This window comes from Coprobacter secundus subsp. similis, from assembly GCF_015097275.1.
Lineage (GTDB): Bacteria > Bacteroidota > Bacteroidia > Bacteroidales > Coprobacteraceae > Coprobacter > Coprobacter secundus.
On the sequence record NZ_AP023322.1, the window covers coordinates 2,007,164 to 2,021,674 of the forward strand.

Annotated in this window: 12 protein-coding genes; 9 read left to right on the top strand and 3 right to left on the bottom strand. The window is 34.3% G+C overall.

Going from position 1 to position 14,511, the window contains the following annotated elements; translation table 11 throughout:
• The first annotated feature begins 405 nt into the window (after positions 1-405).
• The 4 genes from Cop2CBH44_RS07955 to Cop2CBH44_RS07970 all read left to right on the top strand — a co-directional run bounded on the left by Cop2CBH44_RS07955 (position 406) and on the right by Cop2CBH44_RS07970 (position 5,476).
• Complete coding sequence (locus Cop2CBH44_RS07955) at positions 406-1,878, top strand: sodium:solute symporter (RefSeq protein WP_200755866.1); 1,473 nt, start codon at positions 406-408, stop codon at positions 1,876-1,878.
• A gap of 151 nt (positions 1,879-2,029) precedes the next feature.
• Complete coding sequence (locus Cop2CBH44_RS07960; protein ID WP_200755867.1) at positions 2,030-3,571, top strand: DUF4836 family protein; 1,542 nt, start codon at positions 2,030-2,032, stop codon at positions 3,569-3,571.
• Between the two features lie 18 nt (positions 3,572-3,589).
• Complete coding sequence (locus Cop2CBH44_RS07965; protein ID WP_021932023.1) at positions 3,590-4,237, top strand: ATP-binding cassette domain-containing protein; 648 nt, start codon at positions 3,590-3,592, stop codon at positions 4,235-4,237.
• 33 nt (positions 4,238-4,270) lie between these two features.
• Complete coding sequence (locus Cop2CBH44_RS07970) at positions 4,271-5,476, top strand: ABC transporter permease (protein WP_200755868.1); 1,206 nt, start codon at positions 4,271-4,273, stop codon at positions 5,474-5,476.
• Positions 5,477-5,537: 61 nt separating this feature from the next.
• Here Cop2CBH44_RS07970 and Cop2CBH44_RS07975 read toward each other — a convergent pair whose 3' ends face one another.
• The gene (locus Cop2CBH44_RS07975; RefSeq protein ID WP_246469192.1) at positions 5,538-6,854 is read right to left on the bottom strand and encodes a SpoIID/LytB domain-containing protein; all 1,317 of its coding nucleotides are present in this window, start codon (positions 6,852-6,854) and stop codon (positions 5,538-5,540) included.
• A 110-nt stretch (positions 6,855-6,964) separates the two neighbouring features.
• Between Cop2CBH44_RS07975 and Cop2CBH44_RS07980 the strand changes: the two genes are divergently transcribed.
• The 5 genes from Cop2CBH44_RS07980 to Cop2CBH44_RS08000 are packed head-to-tail and all read left to right on the top strand — an operon-like array spanning position 6,965 to position 12,306.
• On the top strand, positions 6,965-7,807 hold the full coding sequence (locus Cop2CBH44_RS07980; RefSeq protein WP_200755869.1) for an ATPase: 843 nt from the start codon (positions 6,965-6,967) through the stop codon (positions 7,805-7,807).
• Between the two features lie 2 nt (positions 7,808-7,809).
• On the top strand, positions 7,810-8,625 hold the full coding sequence (murQ, locus tag Cop2CBH44_RS07985) for an N-acetylmuramic acid 6-phosphate etherase (protein ID WP_200755870.1): 816 nt from the start codon (positions 7,810-7,812) through the stop codon (positions 8,623-8,625).
• A gap of 2 nt (positions 8,626-8,627) precedes the next feature.
• Positions 8,628-10,094 carry a glycosyltransferase family 2 protein gene (locus tag Cop2CBH44_RS07990; protein ID WP_420838992.1) on the top strand — a complete coding sequence of 489 codons (1,467 nt, stop codon included), beginning with the start codon at positions 8,628-8,630 and terminating at the stop codon, positions 10,092-10,094.
• A gap of 2 nt (positions 10,095-10,096) precedes the next feature.
• The gene (locus tag Cop2CBH44_RS07995; RefSeq protein WP_200755872.1) at positions 10,097-11,029 is read left to right on the top strand and encodes a DUF4922 domain-containing protein; all 933 of its coding nucleotides are present in this window, start codon (positions 10,097-10,099) and stop codon (positions 11,027-11,029) included.
• Positions 11,030-11,031: 2 nt separating this feature from the next.
• The gene (locus tag Cop2CBH44_RS08000; protein WP_021932016.1) at positions 11,032-12,306 is read left to right on the top strand and encodes an MFS transporter; all 1,275 of its coding nucleotides are present in this window, start codon (positions 11,032-11,034) and stop codon (positions 12,304-12,306) included.
• 148 nt (positions 12,307-12,454) lie between these two features.
• Here the strand turns inward: Cop2CBH44_RS08000 and Cop2CBH44_RS08005 are convergent, their stop codons facing one another.
• A complete protein-coding gene (locus tag Cop2CBH44_RS08005; RefSeq protein WP_021932014.1) occupies positions 12,455-13,273 on the bottom strand; it encodes an alpha/beta hydrolase in 819 nt (272 codons plus the stop codon).
• 69 nt (positions 13,274-13,342) lie between these two features.
• Positions 13,343-14,479: an endonuclease/exonuclease/phosphatase family protein gene (locus Cop2CBH44_RS08010; protein WP_021932013.1), complete on the bottom strand. Its 1,137-nt coding sequence runs from the start codon at positions 14,477-14,479 to the stop codon at positions 13,343-13,345.
• Between the last annotated feature and the right edge of the window lie 32 nt (positions 14,480-14,511).

Consider the following 14,511-nt stretch of genomic DNA (forward strand, 5'->3'; position numbering starts at 1 on the left):
CAAAATTGTATCTAACTCTTTCTAAACTTGCCACAAATATATATAAAAAGTCAAATATATACTATAATTTATTTTTATTTTTTATATACATTTAAGTAAAACAGATTACACACTAAATTAAATATATTCATAAACAAATGTTTAAATATAAAGAAAAGATTTTTTAGAAATATATTATGGAAGCATTACTTATGATATTTACAACACTATTCTCGATAATAATTCATAACGACATCTTACCAATACTTTTTACAAACAATCCGAGTAAAAAATCAAAATATATATTTCTTCAAATACCCTTATCCTCTTACTCTAATAAATTTCTGAATAGTTCAATAAACCTTGCTGGAATATTGCTTTTTACATTATAAATAGATTATTTTGCGTCTACAAATACTAAAAACCATGAATGGAAATATCATTTTAATTATAATCGGTTGTTATTTTGCATTTCTAATGTTTATTTCCCATCTAACCAGCCGAAACAATGATAATGAAACTTTTTTTATCGGAGGGAAAAAATCCCCATGGTTTTTAGTAGCTTTCGGTATGATAGGAACATCCATATCGGGAGTCACTTTTGTTTCGGTTCCGGGGATGCCTTTACATATAGATATGACTTATATGCAAACGGTACTGGGTTTTGCACTCGGATATCTCATTATTGCACAACTTTTGTTACCTTTATATTACAAGCTCAACTTGACTTCTATCTATACATATCTCGAAGAAAGGTTCGGGCACAAAGCATATAAAACAGGAGCTTCTTTCTTCCTATTATCAAAAATCATTGGGGCTGCAGCGCGACTATATATCGTCGTACTCATTTTACAACGTTTCGTTTTTGACTATTGGAATGTACCTTTTGCTGTAACAACAACAGTCATTGTACTACTTATATGGCTATATTCACATAAAAGTGGTATCAAAACCATCGTATGGACCGATGCTTTACAAACTTTTTTCTTACTAGGCGGGCTGATTATGATTATATGGCAACTAATGTCAAAAATGAATCTCGATATTGATGGAGTCATTTCTATGGTTCAGAAAAGTAATATGTCACGTATTTTCATATTTGACGATTGGCATACAAAACAAAATTTTTTCAAACAGTTTATCAGCGGCATATTTATTACTATTGTCATGACAGGTCTGGACCAAGACATGATGCAAAAAAATCTTTCTATCAAAACTCTTAAAGAATCTCAAAAGAATATGTATTTTTATGGAATAGCATTCATCCCTGTAAATTTGCTTTTCCTAACTTTAGGTATTTTACTCATTTCTTATGCTACCCAATCGGGTATAACTCTTCCAGAAACCCGTGATGAAATACTGCCACTTTTTGCCACTCAATATCTGGGGAATATGGTACTCTTATTTTTTTGTATCGGAATAATAGCAGCAGCTTTTTCAAGTGCAGACTCAGCACTGACAGCTCTAACAACTTCTTTCTGTATTGATATTCTCGATGTAAAAAAACTCCCGGCTTCTAAAGCCATAGTATGGCGTAAAAGAGCCCATATAATTATCTCGGTCTTATTTGTTCTCATTATTCTCATCATTAAAACTGTAAATAATAAAAGTATCATAGATGCCATTTATATGATTGCAGGATATACTTATGGCCCCCTATTAGGGATGTTTGCTTTCGGACTTTTCTGTCGAAAACGACCAATAGACAAATACATACCTATTATTGCTTTTACAGCTCCCCTATTATGTTATCTAATCGATTCTTTTTCTACAAGATACTACAATTATCAATTTGGATACGAATTGCTTATGCTCAACGGACTGCTTACATATTTAGGGTTATATTTGATATCTCTAAAACAACCTAAATTAAAAAAAGGTAGTTTTTACAGAATTTAAGAATTAGTTTAATTTTAGTTTCTCTTTGCAACCACAATAATTTTTTATCATATAAAAAATACTGAATATATCGACCTTCGGTATAAAAATCACTATCTTTGTTTACAATCGAAAAAAAATATATATTGTCAGTAAATTCAAATACAGTCATATGAAACCAAACATCTCGTCCATTAAAAATCTGATTGCCATTCTGGCTATTACTATGTTATTTTCCTGTAACAAACAAAGTGATTACTTACAATCTATCCCTGCGGATGCCAATATCGTCATCACAATAAACCCCCAAAGTATAGCTGAAAAAGGAAATGTCATCGAATTATTGAAAAATAAAAAAATAAATGAAAGACAAAGAATCTGGTTGAACCGCTTAGGTCCGGAAAGTAAAGAATTATTTGAAAAAATCTTACAAAATCCTACAGAGCTAGGCATCTCACTAAAAAATGACGTTGTATTTTTTTCTGACGCCATTGAAAATGAAATAGGGTTATTACTAAAAATAGATGAACAACAAAAATTTGAAACTTTTCTTTCTATCTTATCATCAGAAAAAGGAAAAGATACAAATATCAAAAGAGAAAACGATATCTTTATCTCTGAAATAAATACAAATGCAATCTGTACATTTGATGATAACAAGGCTTTATTCCTTTTTGCGTTACAATACAATACTGAAATTGCAAAACTGAAAAAAGATGCCACAGCTCTTATGAATCAAAATAAGGAGAAAAGCTTGTTATCTAACAATGGTTTTTCCAAATTTTCCCAGTCAAACAAGGATGTAAATATTTGGATGTCTATGGCAGCAATACCATCCACAACATTGAAACTATACTCTTCGTTTTTACCGACAGATTTAAAAATCAGCAGTATCTATAGTACCACTCATATCGATTTCCAAAGGGGAAAAATCATCATTGAATCAGGCAGTTATTCGGACGATACCAAAACCAAAAAAGCTTTAGATAGTCTTATTTCCATAGTGGGAAAAAACTCAGATTCATTTTTAAAACAAATCCCAGAAAATTCATGGTTGGTATGGAGTGTCAATCTCAATGGGGAAAAATTATACAATATATTGATGGAAAATTCCAAGTTTGCTGCAGAAATAGAAAATGTTTCAAAAGAAATCAACTTGCAACAACTTATTGGTTCTATTGATGGAGATTTGACAATGGGGTTGATAGACATAACATCTTCAAATTCATACGGATACTCTCCTAATTTAGTATTTTTCGCCAAAGTAAAAGATGATTCTATACTCACTTTCTTAAAAGATAATTTACAACTGGCTGGAATTACTACATTATCTGAAAATCAATATCTTATATCATGGAGTGGGACAAGTATCTACTTCGGAATGAAAGATAATAAATATCTTTATGTGTCGACCGACAAAAATATCATTGATAATTTTTCTAAAGGCACAGAATCTCCATTATCACAAACTCCATTCGCAGAAATATTTAAGTTTGGAGGAGCTATGCTTATAAATACACAGCAGATTCTACAAAGCTTGCCAGAGGAGTTATGGAAATCTGACGCCACAACTTATAAACAGTTACTTGCTTTATTTTCCTCTATTGAAATGTATTCAGAGGGACAGACCAACAAAACAACAATAAACATGACCGATCCATCCGATAATGCATTATCTACTATTATCAAAAGTTTGGACAAGGAATTGAAATAGGAAATAAGCTCTTTTACAATGAATACGATAACATTACAGCAGGTGCTCCCTGCTGTTTTTTCCGAAACTCATGAAGCCTTTGACTCAGATGTATGGTTAAAGAACCTTACTATCGAAAAAGGTAAATTTTACCTAATCGAAGCCGCTTCCGGAACAGGAAAATCTTCGTTTTGCAGTTATTTATACGGATACCGGCATGATTATTCAGGAGAAATTTTATTTGACAACAAATCCTCCCAATTATTGTCTACTCGCCAATGGACCTCTTTACGTCGTAATTCTATTAGTTTCTTATTCCAAGACTTACGGTTATTTCCCGAGTTGACAGCTAGAGAAAATATTGAATTGAAAAATAATATTACCCATCATAAATCAGAGCTTGAAATACGACAATTTTTTGAAATGATGGGTATCAATGACAAATGGGACACAAAAGTTTCTAAAATGTCTTTCGGGCAACAGCAACGTATTGCTTTTATCCGAGCTCTTTGCCAACCATTTGACTTTATTCTTCTTGACGAGCCTATTAGCCATCTCGATGATGCAAACGGCCACATTATGGCTCGGATTTTATTACAAGAATGTAAAGTCCAAAATGCAGGAATCATCGTCACTTCCATAGGAAAACATTTAGAAATAAATTATGATAAGATATTGAGTCTATAAACTCTTTCTTTAATAAATAGATAATTGAACAATATGAAAATAGTTTGGAAACTTCTCCGTCAACATTTAAGTATAGGCCAATTTGCAGGTTTTTTTCTTGCTAACCTAGTCGGCATGATAATTGTTCTTTTCAGCCTCCAATTTTATAAAGATGTTGCTCCATTCTTTTCAGGAAATGATAATCTACTAAAAAGTGAATATCTCATATTATCAAAAAAAATCAGCACATTAGGTTCCATCACCGGACAAAGCTCCCAGTTTTCAGAGACTGACTTGGAAGAAATAAAAGGGCAACCTTTTGTAAAAAATATCGGAGAATTTACCTCCAGTCAATATCACGTATCAGCAGGTATCAATATGGCCGGACAACAAATGCGCTTATCTACACAGATGTTTTTCGAGTCGGTTCCTGATGCATTTGTCGACATAAAATCTATATCTGATTGGCATTTTGACGAAAGGGATGACCTTATTCCGATTATTTTGCCTAAAAATTATTTAAACCTTTATAATTACGGTTTTGCCCAGTCAAGGAGCTTACCCCAACTATCCGAGGGTATTCTTGGGCTAATTGGTATAGACATACATATATCAGGCAATGGCCAGAACCATGATTTCAAAGGTAATATAGTAGGATTTTCAAATCGGTTAAATACCATACTAGTTCCCGAATCTTTTATGAAATGGAGTAACAAAATATACGGAGACGGACATACATCAACAGCCTCACGCATCATCATTGAGATAGACAATCCTGCCGACGACAACATTGTACAATTTCTTCAAAAAAAAGGATATGAAACGGAAGGTGATAAACTGAATGCGGGAAAAACTAATTATTTTCTAAAAATTATCACAGGATTAGTCATTGGTATAGGTCTTATTATCAGCATTCTATCATTCTTTGTATTAATGCTAAGTATTTACCTCCTATTACAAAAAAATACACAAAGGCTCGAAAATCTATTACTAATAGGATATAGTCCTGCACAAGTATCACGACCTTATCAACTACTGACTATAGGACTGAACTCTTGTGTTCTAATTATATCTCTGACCATCATATTCTTTGCAAGAGAATACTATATTGCCTTATTAAATAAAATGTGGCCCAGTTTTGAAGGTGAAAATATATTTATTTCTATTGCCTCAGGGATCTTACTCTTCCTCGCTATATCTATTTTTAACATTATTGCCATACGTCATAAAGTAAATTCGTTATGGGATGGAACAAAATAAATATTTCATACTAACATCCTAAGATATTGATATCAAAAAAAGTCTAAAATATAGAATAATATCAATATATTTTCTTCAACTCTGCATGTTTGAAATAATGAGATAAAATCTGATTATATGTATATCCCTGGCTACCCATTACTGCAGCTCCAATCTGACAAAGGCCTACTCCATGTCCCCATCCGGCTCCTGTTAAAGTAAATAATACTGGTATCCCATCAAAACCCACTTCTTTGTCTACAACAAAAGCGGAACTATAAAGATGTGTTGGAGATAAAGTACGGCGAATCATCAGCTCTTTGCCAATCACTATACTTCTGTATGAGCCTACTATCTGAAGGCGAATAATACGCCCTGAATCACCACGAAACAAAGGTTTCAAATCAAGAATATCTCCTAAGTCAGTATTTAACCGATTCTTAATTATAGAAGCAATTTCTTTCTGCGTATATTTGATTTGCCAACGATAAAAATCTGGGGTCTCCCGATCATAGTTATTTAAAACCTGATTTAATATACTTTCGTCCACAGTATTACAAAATGCTTCCGGCAAATTACGAATAAAATTCTCAGCTTCTCGTTCATCAACTAAATGAGGCATCAGACTTTCATCTTCTCTATCATAAACCGGCACTAAATAAGGATGGGGCATATCTTCCCAACAATTTTCAAAACGTTCACTTATACCTCCACAACATTTTGAAAAACGGGCATCGCATATTTCCCCATCATACATCAATACTTCTCCCCGGGTATATTGTACAGCATTTGTCACCTGTGGTGCCGAAACTCGTGTTATTCCCTGATAACGCTGACAATGGTCATCGGCACATACGTCAAACAAAAGGTGATCTTCCCTGTCAAACCAACGAATGATTTCTCCAGAGGTCAACTCTTGTAAGTGGGTATTCTTTTTTTTCTGAGAACCAGCTAATTGTGCTAACAACCAACTACGAGAGATTACGGCATGAGCTCGTAAAAGTGCTGTTGATGCAGTCGCTTTCATTTCCGATGATATGACACTGGCCAAATATGTCTCTAATAACACCCGATTAACAGCCCAAATCTTCTCTCCATCGGAAATAACTTTCAACTCTCCCGGAAAACATTGCTTTTCTTCTCTCTCCCAATGAAATTGGATCCCAATAGTTACATTATATAAATCAAAAGAGTTACTATATTGCATCGGAGTAAAGCTCAAAGCATCATAAACTTCGCCCCGGAACAAAATTCCTTTCGCTGTCCATATAGCTTTATAGTATCCCGGCACAATCTCATCTGTACCATTCAACAAAAACTCTCCGTTCAAGGCAAATTCAATTTGCTGATGATGCAAAATACCTACCTCTATAAATGGTTCTGATTGCAGCATAGTCATTTTTCACTTTTTTCTAACCACAAAGTAACACAAAGTTTTCAGTAGTTTATCAATAAACGCAATGTGTTCTGAATATTTTTTAATAAATTGCAACCTTAAATAGTACCTAAATGACAACACTAATTGCTGATAGCGGTTCGACTAAAACCGACTGGTGTTTAATAACCGAAAACCAGTCAATCCAAATCTCTACTCCGGGTATAAATCCTTTTTTTCAAAACGAACAAGAAATAAAACAACTTTTATGTGAAGAACTTTTACCTAAAATCCAAGCTTCGCCAATAAACCATATTCACTTTTTTGGAGCTGGATGCATAGGGAAATCTGCTTGTAACCTATTATATCGTCCTCTACATGAACTCTTCTGTACTTCTGATATAGAAATTGCAAGTGACCTCCTAGGGGCCGCCCGATCATTATGCGGAAACCGTAGTGGTATTGCCTGCATTTTGGGAACAGGTTCTAATTCATGCTTATATGATGGCAAGAATATCACAAGAAATATTCCACCTTTGGGATTTATTCTCGGAGATGAAGGTAGCGGTAACTCACTGGGGAAAAGACTGATTTCCGATTGTCTGAAAGGCATACTTCCTACAGGAATCACTCAACAATTCCTGAATAAATATCACCTTACACAAGCTGATATTTTACAATCGGTATATCAAGAATCGTTTCCAAATCGTTATTTGGCCTCATTTACACCCTTTTTGAGTGAAAACATACAAGTTCCAGAAATAAGGCAACTTGTAGAAGAATGCTTCCGTGCTTTCTTTGAACGTAATCTACAATTATATAATATTCCCAATGCTGAAGTCCATTTTACAGGTTCAATAGCCTGGCATTTCAAAGAAATATTGCAAAGGCTATCCAAGCAATACGGTTTTATTATCAAAAATATTACACGTAGACCAATAGAGGGTCTTATACGTTATTATGAAACAATATACTAATTATGAGTTTCGAAAAAATTACAGAAAAATCGTCTTTATACGAGAACTTAGAAAAAAAGTCGATACACGAATTATTAGTCGACATCAACAATGAAGATAAAAAAGTACCCGGGGCCGTTGAAAAAGCTATACCTCAGATTGAGAAACTGGTAGAGGCCATAATAAAACGAATGCAATGTGGTGGTCGTATATTCTATATGGGAGCAGGAACTAGTGGAAGACTTGGAGTCTTAGATGCTTCTGAAATACCACCTACTTACGGTATTCCCAATACCTTTGTCATCGGATTAATTGCCGGAGGGGACAAAGCTTTACGCAACCCTGTAGAGGCAGCTGAAGACAGCATTGACAAAGGCTGGCAAGAATTACAAGAACACAAAATAAATAGGAAAGATATTGTTATCGGTATTGCTGCATCGGGAACTACCCCATATGTTATAGGTGCACTGAAATATTGCCGGGAAAATGGTATTCTTACAGCTTGTATTACTTGTAATCCGAACTCGCCAGTAGCAGAACAGGCGGATATTCCCATTGAAGTAATTGTCGGGCCAGAATTTGTAACCGGAAGTACTCGAATGAAATCGGGAACAGCCCAAAAGCTTGTCCTTAATATGATTACTACCAGTGTCATGATAAAATTAGGGAGGGTAAAAGGCAACAGAATGGTAAATATGCAACTGACAAATAAAAAATTGGTAGACCGTGGTACACGCATGATTATGGAAGAAACTCATTTGGAATACGATGACGCTAAAAATCTATTGCTATTATATGGTTCTGTGAAAAAGGCTATCGATTCATATTCAAAAAAATAATAATTATGAAAAATATCACCTGCTTCTTCAATTATATTTCAGATACACAAATAAAGCCTACTGTGGCTGCCCTTACTAACCACGTAGACATCCATAAAATTTTTTTATTATATACAGGCAACTTCGCTCCACAAATATCCGGATGTATTCCCATTCACATTGATATGCTTCATTCCTCAAATACTGTACGACTTATCTCCGAATATGCACAAACTCCTTACATATTAGTGGGACTGGGAAATACGTCTCTCTATCTTAACGAATATGGTATTGAACGGATGTTACAAATTGCAGAAGATACTCAAGCAGGAATATTATATTCTGATTCATACCAAATAAACAAAAATATCAGAATTCCTCATCCTGTAATCGATTACCAATTAGGAAGTCTACGCGATGATTTCGACTTCGGGAATCTTCAACTATACCAAACATCTGCTCTTAAAAAATTTACTAAATCAGATAATTCGACTTTTCAGTTTGCCGGTTGGTATAACTTGAGACTAAAAATATCACAACATTATAATATCATACATATACATGAATATTTATATACCGATATAGCAACAGATACTCGAAACTCAGGTGAAAAGCAGTTCGACTACGTAGACTCTAAAAACAGAGAAGTACAAATAGAAATGGAACAAGCCTGCACTCAACATTTGAAAGATATCAATGGATGGTTGCCGGCTACTCACAAAAAAATAGATGTGACTACCGCAACTTTCCCTTTAGAAGCTTCGGTAATAATCCCTGTATATAATCGTGAAAGAACCATTGCCGACGCAATACGTTCTGTACTGAAACAAGAATGCAACTTCCCATTTAATGTCATCATTATCGATAATCACTCGACTGATAGTACTGGAAAAGAAATAGCACAATTTATCAAAGATACTCGTGTAATACATCTCATTCCTGAACAAAATAACTTAGGTATAGGAGGATGTTGGAACCTGGGAATTCATCATCCAATGTGTGGCAAATTTGCCGTTCAACTCGACAGTGACGACATCTATAAAGACCGACACACATTACAAAAAATAGTCGACACTTTTTATCAAGAAAAATGTGGTATGGTAATAGGCAGTTATGTCATGACAGACTTCAATATGCAAGTAATACCTCCCGGAATAATAGATCATCGTGAATGGAGTGACGAGAATGGATGCAACAATACACTACGTATCAATGGATTAGGAGCACCTCGAGCATTTTATACTCCATTATTACGTCAGATAAAAGTTCCTAATACTAATTATGGAGAAGATTATGCACTCGGATTGCGCTTTTCAAGGGAATATCGTATCGGACGCATTTATGATGTAATCTACCTATGCCGCCGCTGGGAAGGAAATTCGGATGCAGCATTGAATATAGAACAAATAAATGCCAACAATTTATATAAAGATAGCCTAAGAACCTATGAATTGATGGCTCGGATACAAATGAATCGGAAACAAAAATAGCTATGGATTTACAACAAGAAGTTTCAAATCTGTTTGTCCAACAAATAAAAGACTGGAAACTGGCCAGTCAAAATTACAAAGTATTAGAAACAGTTTTATCTCGGGAGTTAACTGTCGGAGGCATAAAAATTTCCATACAATTCAACCCAGCCAGAATACAATCGACAAATGCAACGGTTTCAGCTACGGCCGTCAATAAACGCCCGTGCTTTCTTTGCACTGGAAACCGTCCTAAAGAACAAGGATATATCCCTTACAACAACAAATATCTAATTTTAGTAAATCCTTATCCTATTTTTCCAAAACATTTCACAATTCCCTATATAATACATTCTCCACAACAGATAGAACACCACTTGCTCGACTTGCTAAATATTGCATCGGAATTGCCTGACTACATTTTGTTCTATAACGGTCCACAATGTGGAGCATCTGCACCTGACCACATGCATTTCCAGGCTGGAAACAAAGGATTTCTTCCACTAGAAAAAGATTGGGAAATCATAAAAAGTCAGGGGAAAATCCTTGTTCAAACGAAATCTCTTACAGTATTTCACCTGACACAATATCCTCAAGCAGTATTCATTGCGGAATCAAATAAAAAAGAAGAAATTATAAGTCTCTTCAATTACTTTACCACTTTACTCCCGATTGACCAAAGTAGTAAAGAGATTATGGTCAATCTTCTCTGTCTTTTTGACAACGGAATATGGAGACTATACATCATGCCTAGGAAAGCACATCGCCCGACCCAATATTACAATTCTCAAAAACTAATCAGCCCAGGGGCTGTCGATGTCAGCGGAATCATTATTACTCCAAGAGAATCGGATTTTATCGAATTAACCAATCAAGAAGCTGAAGATATACTAAAGCAAGTATCTATCACTCCTGAAACTACCCATTTTATATGCGATCAGCTAATAAAAATATAAGTATGCTTTTTTCTCATAAAATATCTCCATGGAAATGGATTCCTTCCCTATATTTTGCTCAAGGAATACCCTATGTCACAGTAATGACAATAGCCGTTATTTTTTATAAACGAATGGAAATTTCCAATACAGACATTGCTTTATATACTAGTTGGCTTTATTTACCATGGGTGCTAAAGCCTTTATGGAGTCCATTTATAGATATCCTCAAAACTAAAAGATGGTGGATTATATCCATGCAAATACTAATTGGAGCTGGACTTGCCGGCGTAGCATTTTGTATCCCTGTTCCCTTCTTTTTTCAAGCAACATTAGCCTTCTTTTGGTTATTAGCTTTTGCTTCCGCAACTCACGACATAGCGGCCGATGGTTTCTATATGCTAGCACTCAACAGCCATGAACAATCCTTATATGTAGGTATCCGAAATACATTTTATCGAATAGCCATGATTTCCGGACAAGGTTTACTTATTATGTTGGCAGGAGTTCTTGAAATACATACTGAGAATATCACTTTAGCTTGGAGTGTCACATTTTTCATTCTTTCCGGAATTTTTATCATGATTTGTCTATACCACAAACACATTCTACCTTATCCGTCAGAAGATAAAGTTTCCAGAAATACCTATACTGTAAAAACGATATGGAAAGAATTTTTACAAACATTCATCTCCTTTTTTAAAAAGAAAGAAATTGTCTCCGGACTATTTTTCATGTTAACATTTCGCTTATCAGAATCTCAATTATTAAAATTAGCGTCACCTTTCATGCTCGACCCCAAAGAAGCCGGAGGATTAGGATTAACTACCGGAGAAGTCGGACTCGTATATGGAACCGTCGGTGTATTGGCTCTTACTATCGGAGGAATTATTGGTGGTATAGTTGCTTCTCGCCAAGGCCTCAAGTTTTGGCTTTGGCCAATGACACTGGCTATAACACTCCCTAATTTAGTATATGTATATTTATCATATTTACAACCCAATAATCTGATACTAATCAACTCTGCAGTCGCAATAGAACAATTTGGATATGGATTTGGATTCACCGCTTATATGCTTTATATGATAAGTTTTGCCAACGGAAAACATAAAACAGCCCATTATGCCATCTGTACTGCATTTATGGCTTTGGGAATGATGCTGCCCGGAATGATAGCCGGATGGCTACAAGAAATGATCGGATATAAACAATTCTTTATTTGGGTTATGATATGTACACTACCGGCTTACTTATCAGTAACATTCTTAAAAGTTGATCCCCAATTTGGGAAAAAATAAAACTTATAACAGTAATACAGCAAATATATTCTAATATAATCTTCCATATGCCCTTACAATATAAGATTGACGTTATACAACAATCAATCTTATATTGTAAATACAATTGCCAACATGAAGCAATTATTCATTCTTTGAAATCTTCCATTTATATCAATTTATTATTAAAAAACTTAGCAAAAAATAATATCTGATACTCTATCGAATTATTCCAATATTGAGAATTATGAGTACCAGGACGAACAATATAGTCATGTTTTATATTCAGCGTACAAAGTTTATGATGCACTCTATTGTTCACTTCAAAAAAAATATCATTATCCCCACAATCTATTATTATCATCAAATTTCCATTTCTAAGTTTTTCTAATTGATTAATAACTGTATGACTTTCCCAAATTTGTTTATTACTCAATTGCTCCCCTAATTGTTCTTTTATTTTCCAATTTTTTGAAAAAGGCAATATATCTAATCCTCCACTCGTACTTCCCGCTCCACCAAATATATCTTGATGACGAATTGCGAGCCACAAAGCTCCATGTCCTCCCATACTCAACCCCGTAATAGCTCTTCCCGCTGCATTCGGTACAGTCGGATAATTCTGATCAATATATTTTATCAACTCATCCGAAACGAATGTCTCAAACTGAGAAGCCGAATTTTGGGGGCTATCCCAATACCAACTATTTTCTCCATCAGGGCAAACAATCATCATTCCATATTGCTCTGCCAATTGTGGCAGTTCTGGCTTTACTTCCAACCAACTTTTATAACTTCCACCATAACCATGCAAAAGATATAAAACAGGACACGAAGCCCCATTTATCTGCTTATCTGGAGAAATAACAACACAGAAAATATTTTTATTCATTACTTTGCTTTTTACCTGTATCGTATCGACAAGTACCGCATGTGTAAAAAAACATATAAACAACAATGGTAACAAGAAAAACAATCTTAATCTCATAATCTCAATACTTTCTAAATCACAACATCCTTAAACTTTTCTATACTTTTATCTTACAAAACTTCCTGTTCAAAATCTAACAAATTTCCAATTAAGAATAGTCTGCTCTCCTTGCATCAATTTCAAAATATATAATCCCTTTTCCAAAAAATCTAAAGGAATCAAATTTTCATTTTCTCTTACTGTTCCTGAACAAATAGGAAATCCTGCCATAGAATATACAAAATACGTATATGAAAAATCCGACAAACCATAAAGACTCAATTGGTTATCTCGTTGTTGAACTAAAACTTTACTCAAACAAGATTCAGACAAGCCCGTAGAAAAATTATCTTTTACATCTAATATTACCGGTAAATGATCCGAAGCATATTCCACTTGTATCGGGTAACTTTCCCCAGGAATATCAAGTTTCCCTCTAACAGCATACGATGATACGGCAGAATACTCATTCCTATTTTTATAATTATGATACAAAATATAATCTATAGTATTTTGATTATCAGGAAGACTAATGGTATAATCCGTCGTACTATATAAATCCCAAGTTTCATTAAAAGAAGAAGTAAAAACACCTCCACCCCAACGATGAGAATCATTCATATCTCCAGCTAAAAAAGAAGGCTTACGCATATAATCCAATTCATTATTAATTATTGACCCACTATTTATTCTTTGTTCTGTATCAAGATCCAAATGCGTACACATAAAATAAAATTTTTCTGTCATGACACGAAGCAATAATCTACTATTATTTTTAATAGGAGGTTCAGAACCATACACCGTTCCAGGTAGCTTCATCCTCTTGACCCCTAACACTGGAAAATCCTTCTTTATCAAAATACCATTACCGTAATTACCTGCATAAGCATCATAATCACTTACTCCATAAACCATCTGATAATCAATTCCTGATGCATTTTTTATATCTTCAAGGAGATACCGATTATTAATATTAGCACTATCTAATTCTTGTAATGCAACAACATCCGGATTTAAAGCCTTAATAATTTTTCCAATGCGCTGCGTATTATATATATCGGTTTTACTACCATTCTGAAATCCATCATATCCACGACAATAAGCAACATTATAAGTCATGAAACGTATTACACCTTCAGGTTTTTCATATTGAGCCCACGTATTCAAATATATACTCAACAAGAAAAAAAATCCAATTCTTTTTTTCAAATCTATTATTCTCATTATCCTACTTCTTTAATGGCTTAAAATCTATT

Bases quoted from the DNA above. Each gene is read 5' to 3' on its own strand.
- Cop2CBH44_RS07955 (WP_200755866.1), top strand. From the start codon at position 406: ATGAATGGAAATATCATTTTAATTATAATCGGTTGTTATTTTGCATTT.
- Cop2CBH44_RS07960 (WP_200755867.1), top strand. From the start codon at position 2,030: ATGAAACCAAACATCTCGTCCATTAAAAATCTGATTGCCATTCTGGCT.
- Cop2CBH44_RS07965 (WP_021932023.1), top strand. From the start codon at position 3,590: ATGAATACGATAACATTACAGCAGGTGCTCCCTGCTGTTTTTTCCGAA.
- Cop2CBH44_RS07970 (WP_200755868.1), top strand. From the start codon at position 4,271: ATGAAAATAGTTTGGAAACTTCTCCGTCAACATTTAAGTATAGGCCAA.
- Cop2CBH44_RS07975 (WP_246469192.1), bottom strand. From the start codon at position 6,854: ATGACTATGCTGCAATCAGAACCATTTATAGAGGTAGGTATTTTGCAT.
- Cop2CBH44_RS07980 (WP_200755869.1), top strand. From the start codon at position 6,965: ATGACAACACTAATTGCTGATAGCGGTTCGACTAAAACCGACTGGTGT.
- murQ (WP_200755870.1), top strand. From the start codon at position 7,810: ATGAGTTTCGAAAAAATTACAGAAAAATCGTCTTTATACGAGAACTTA.
- Cop2CBH44_RS07995 (WP_200755872.1), top strand. From the start codon at position 10,097: ATGGATTTACAACAAGAAGTTTCAAATCTGTTTGTCCAACAAATAAAA.
- Cop2CBH44_RS08000 (WP_021932016.1), top strand. From the start codon at position 11,032: ATGCTTTTTTCTCATAAAATATCTCCATGGAAATGGATTCCTTCCCTA.
- Cop2CBH44_RS08005 (WP_021932014.1), bottom strand. From the start codon at position 13,273: ATGAGATTAAGATTGTTTTTCTTGTTACCATTGTTGTTTATATGTTTT.
- Cop2CBH44_RS08010 (WP_021932013.1), bottom strand. From the start codon at position 14,479: ATGAGAATAATAGATTTGAAAAAAAGAATTGGATTTTTTTTCTTGTTG.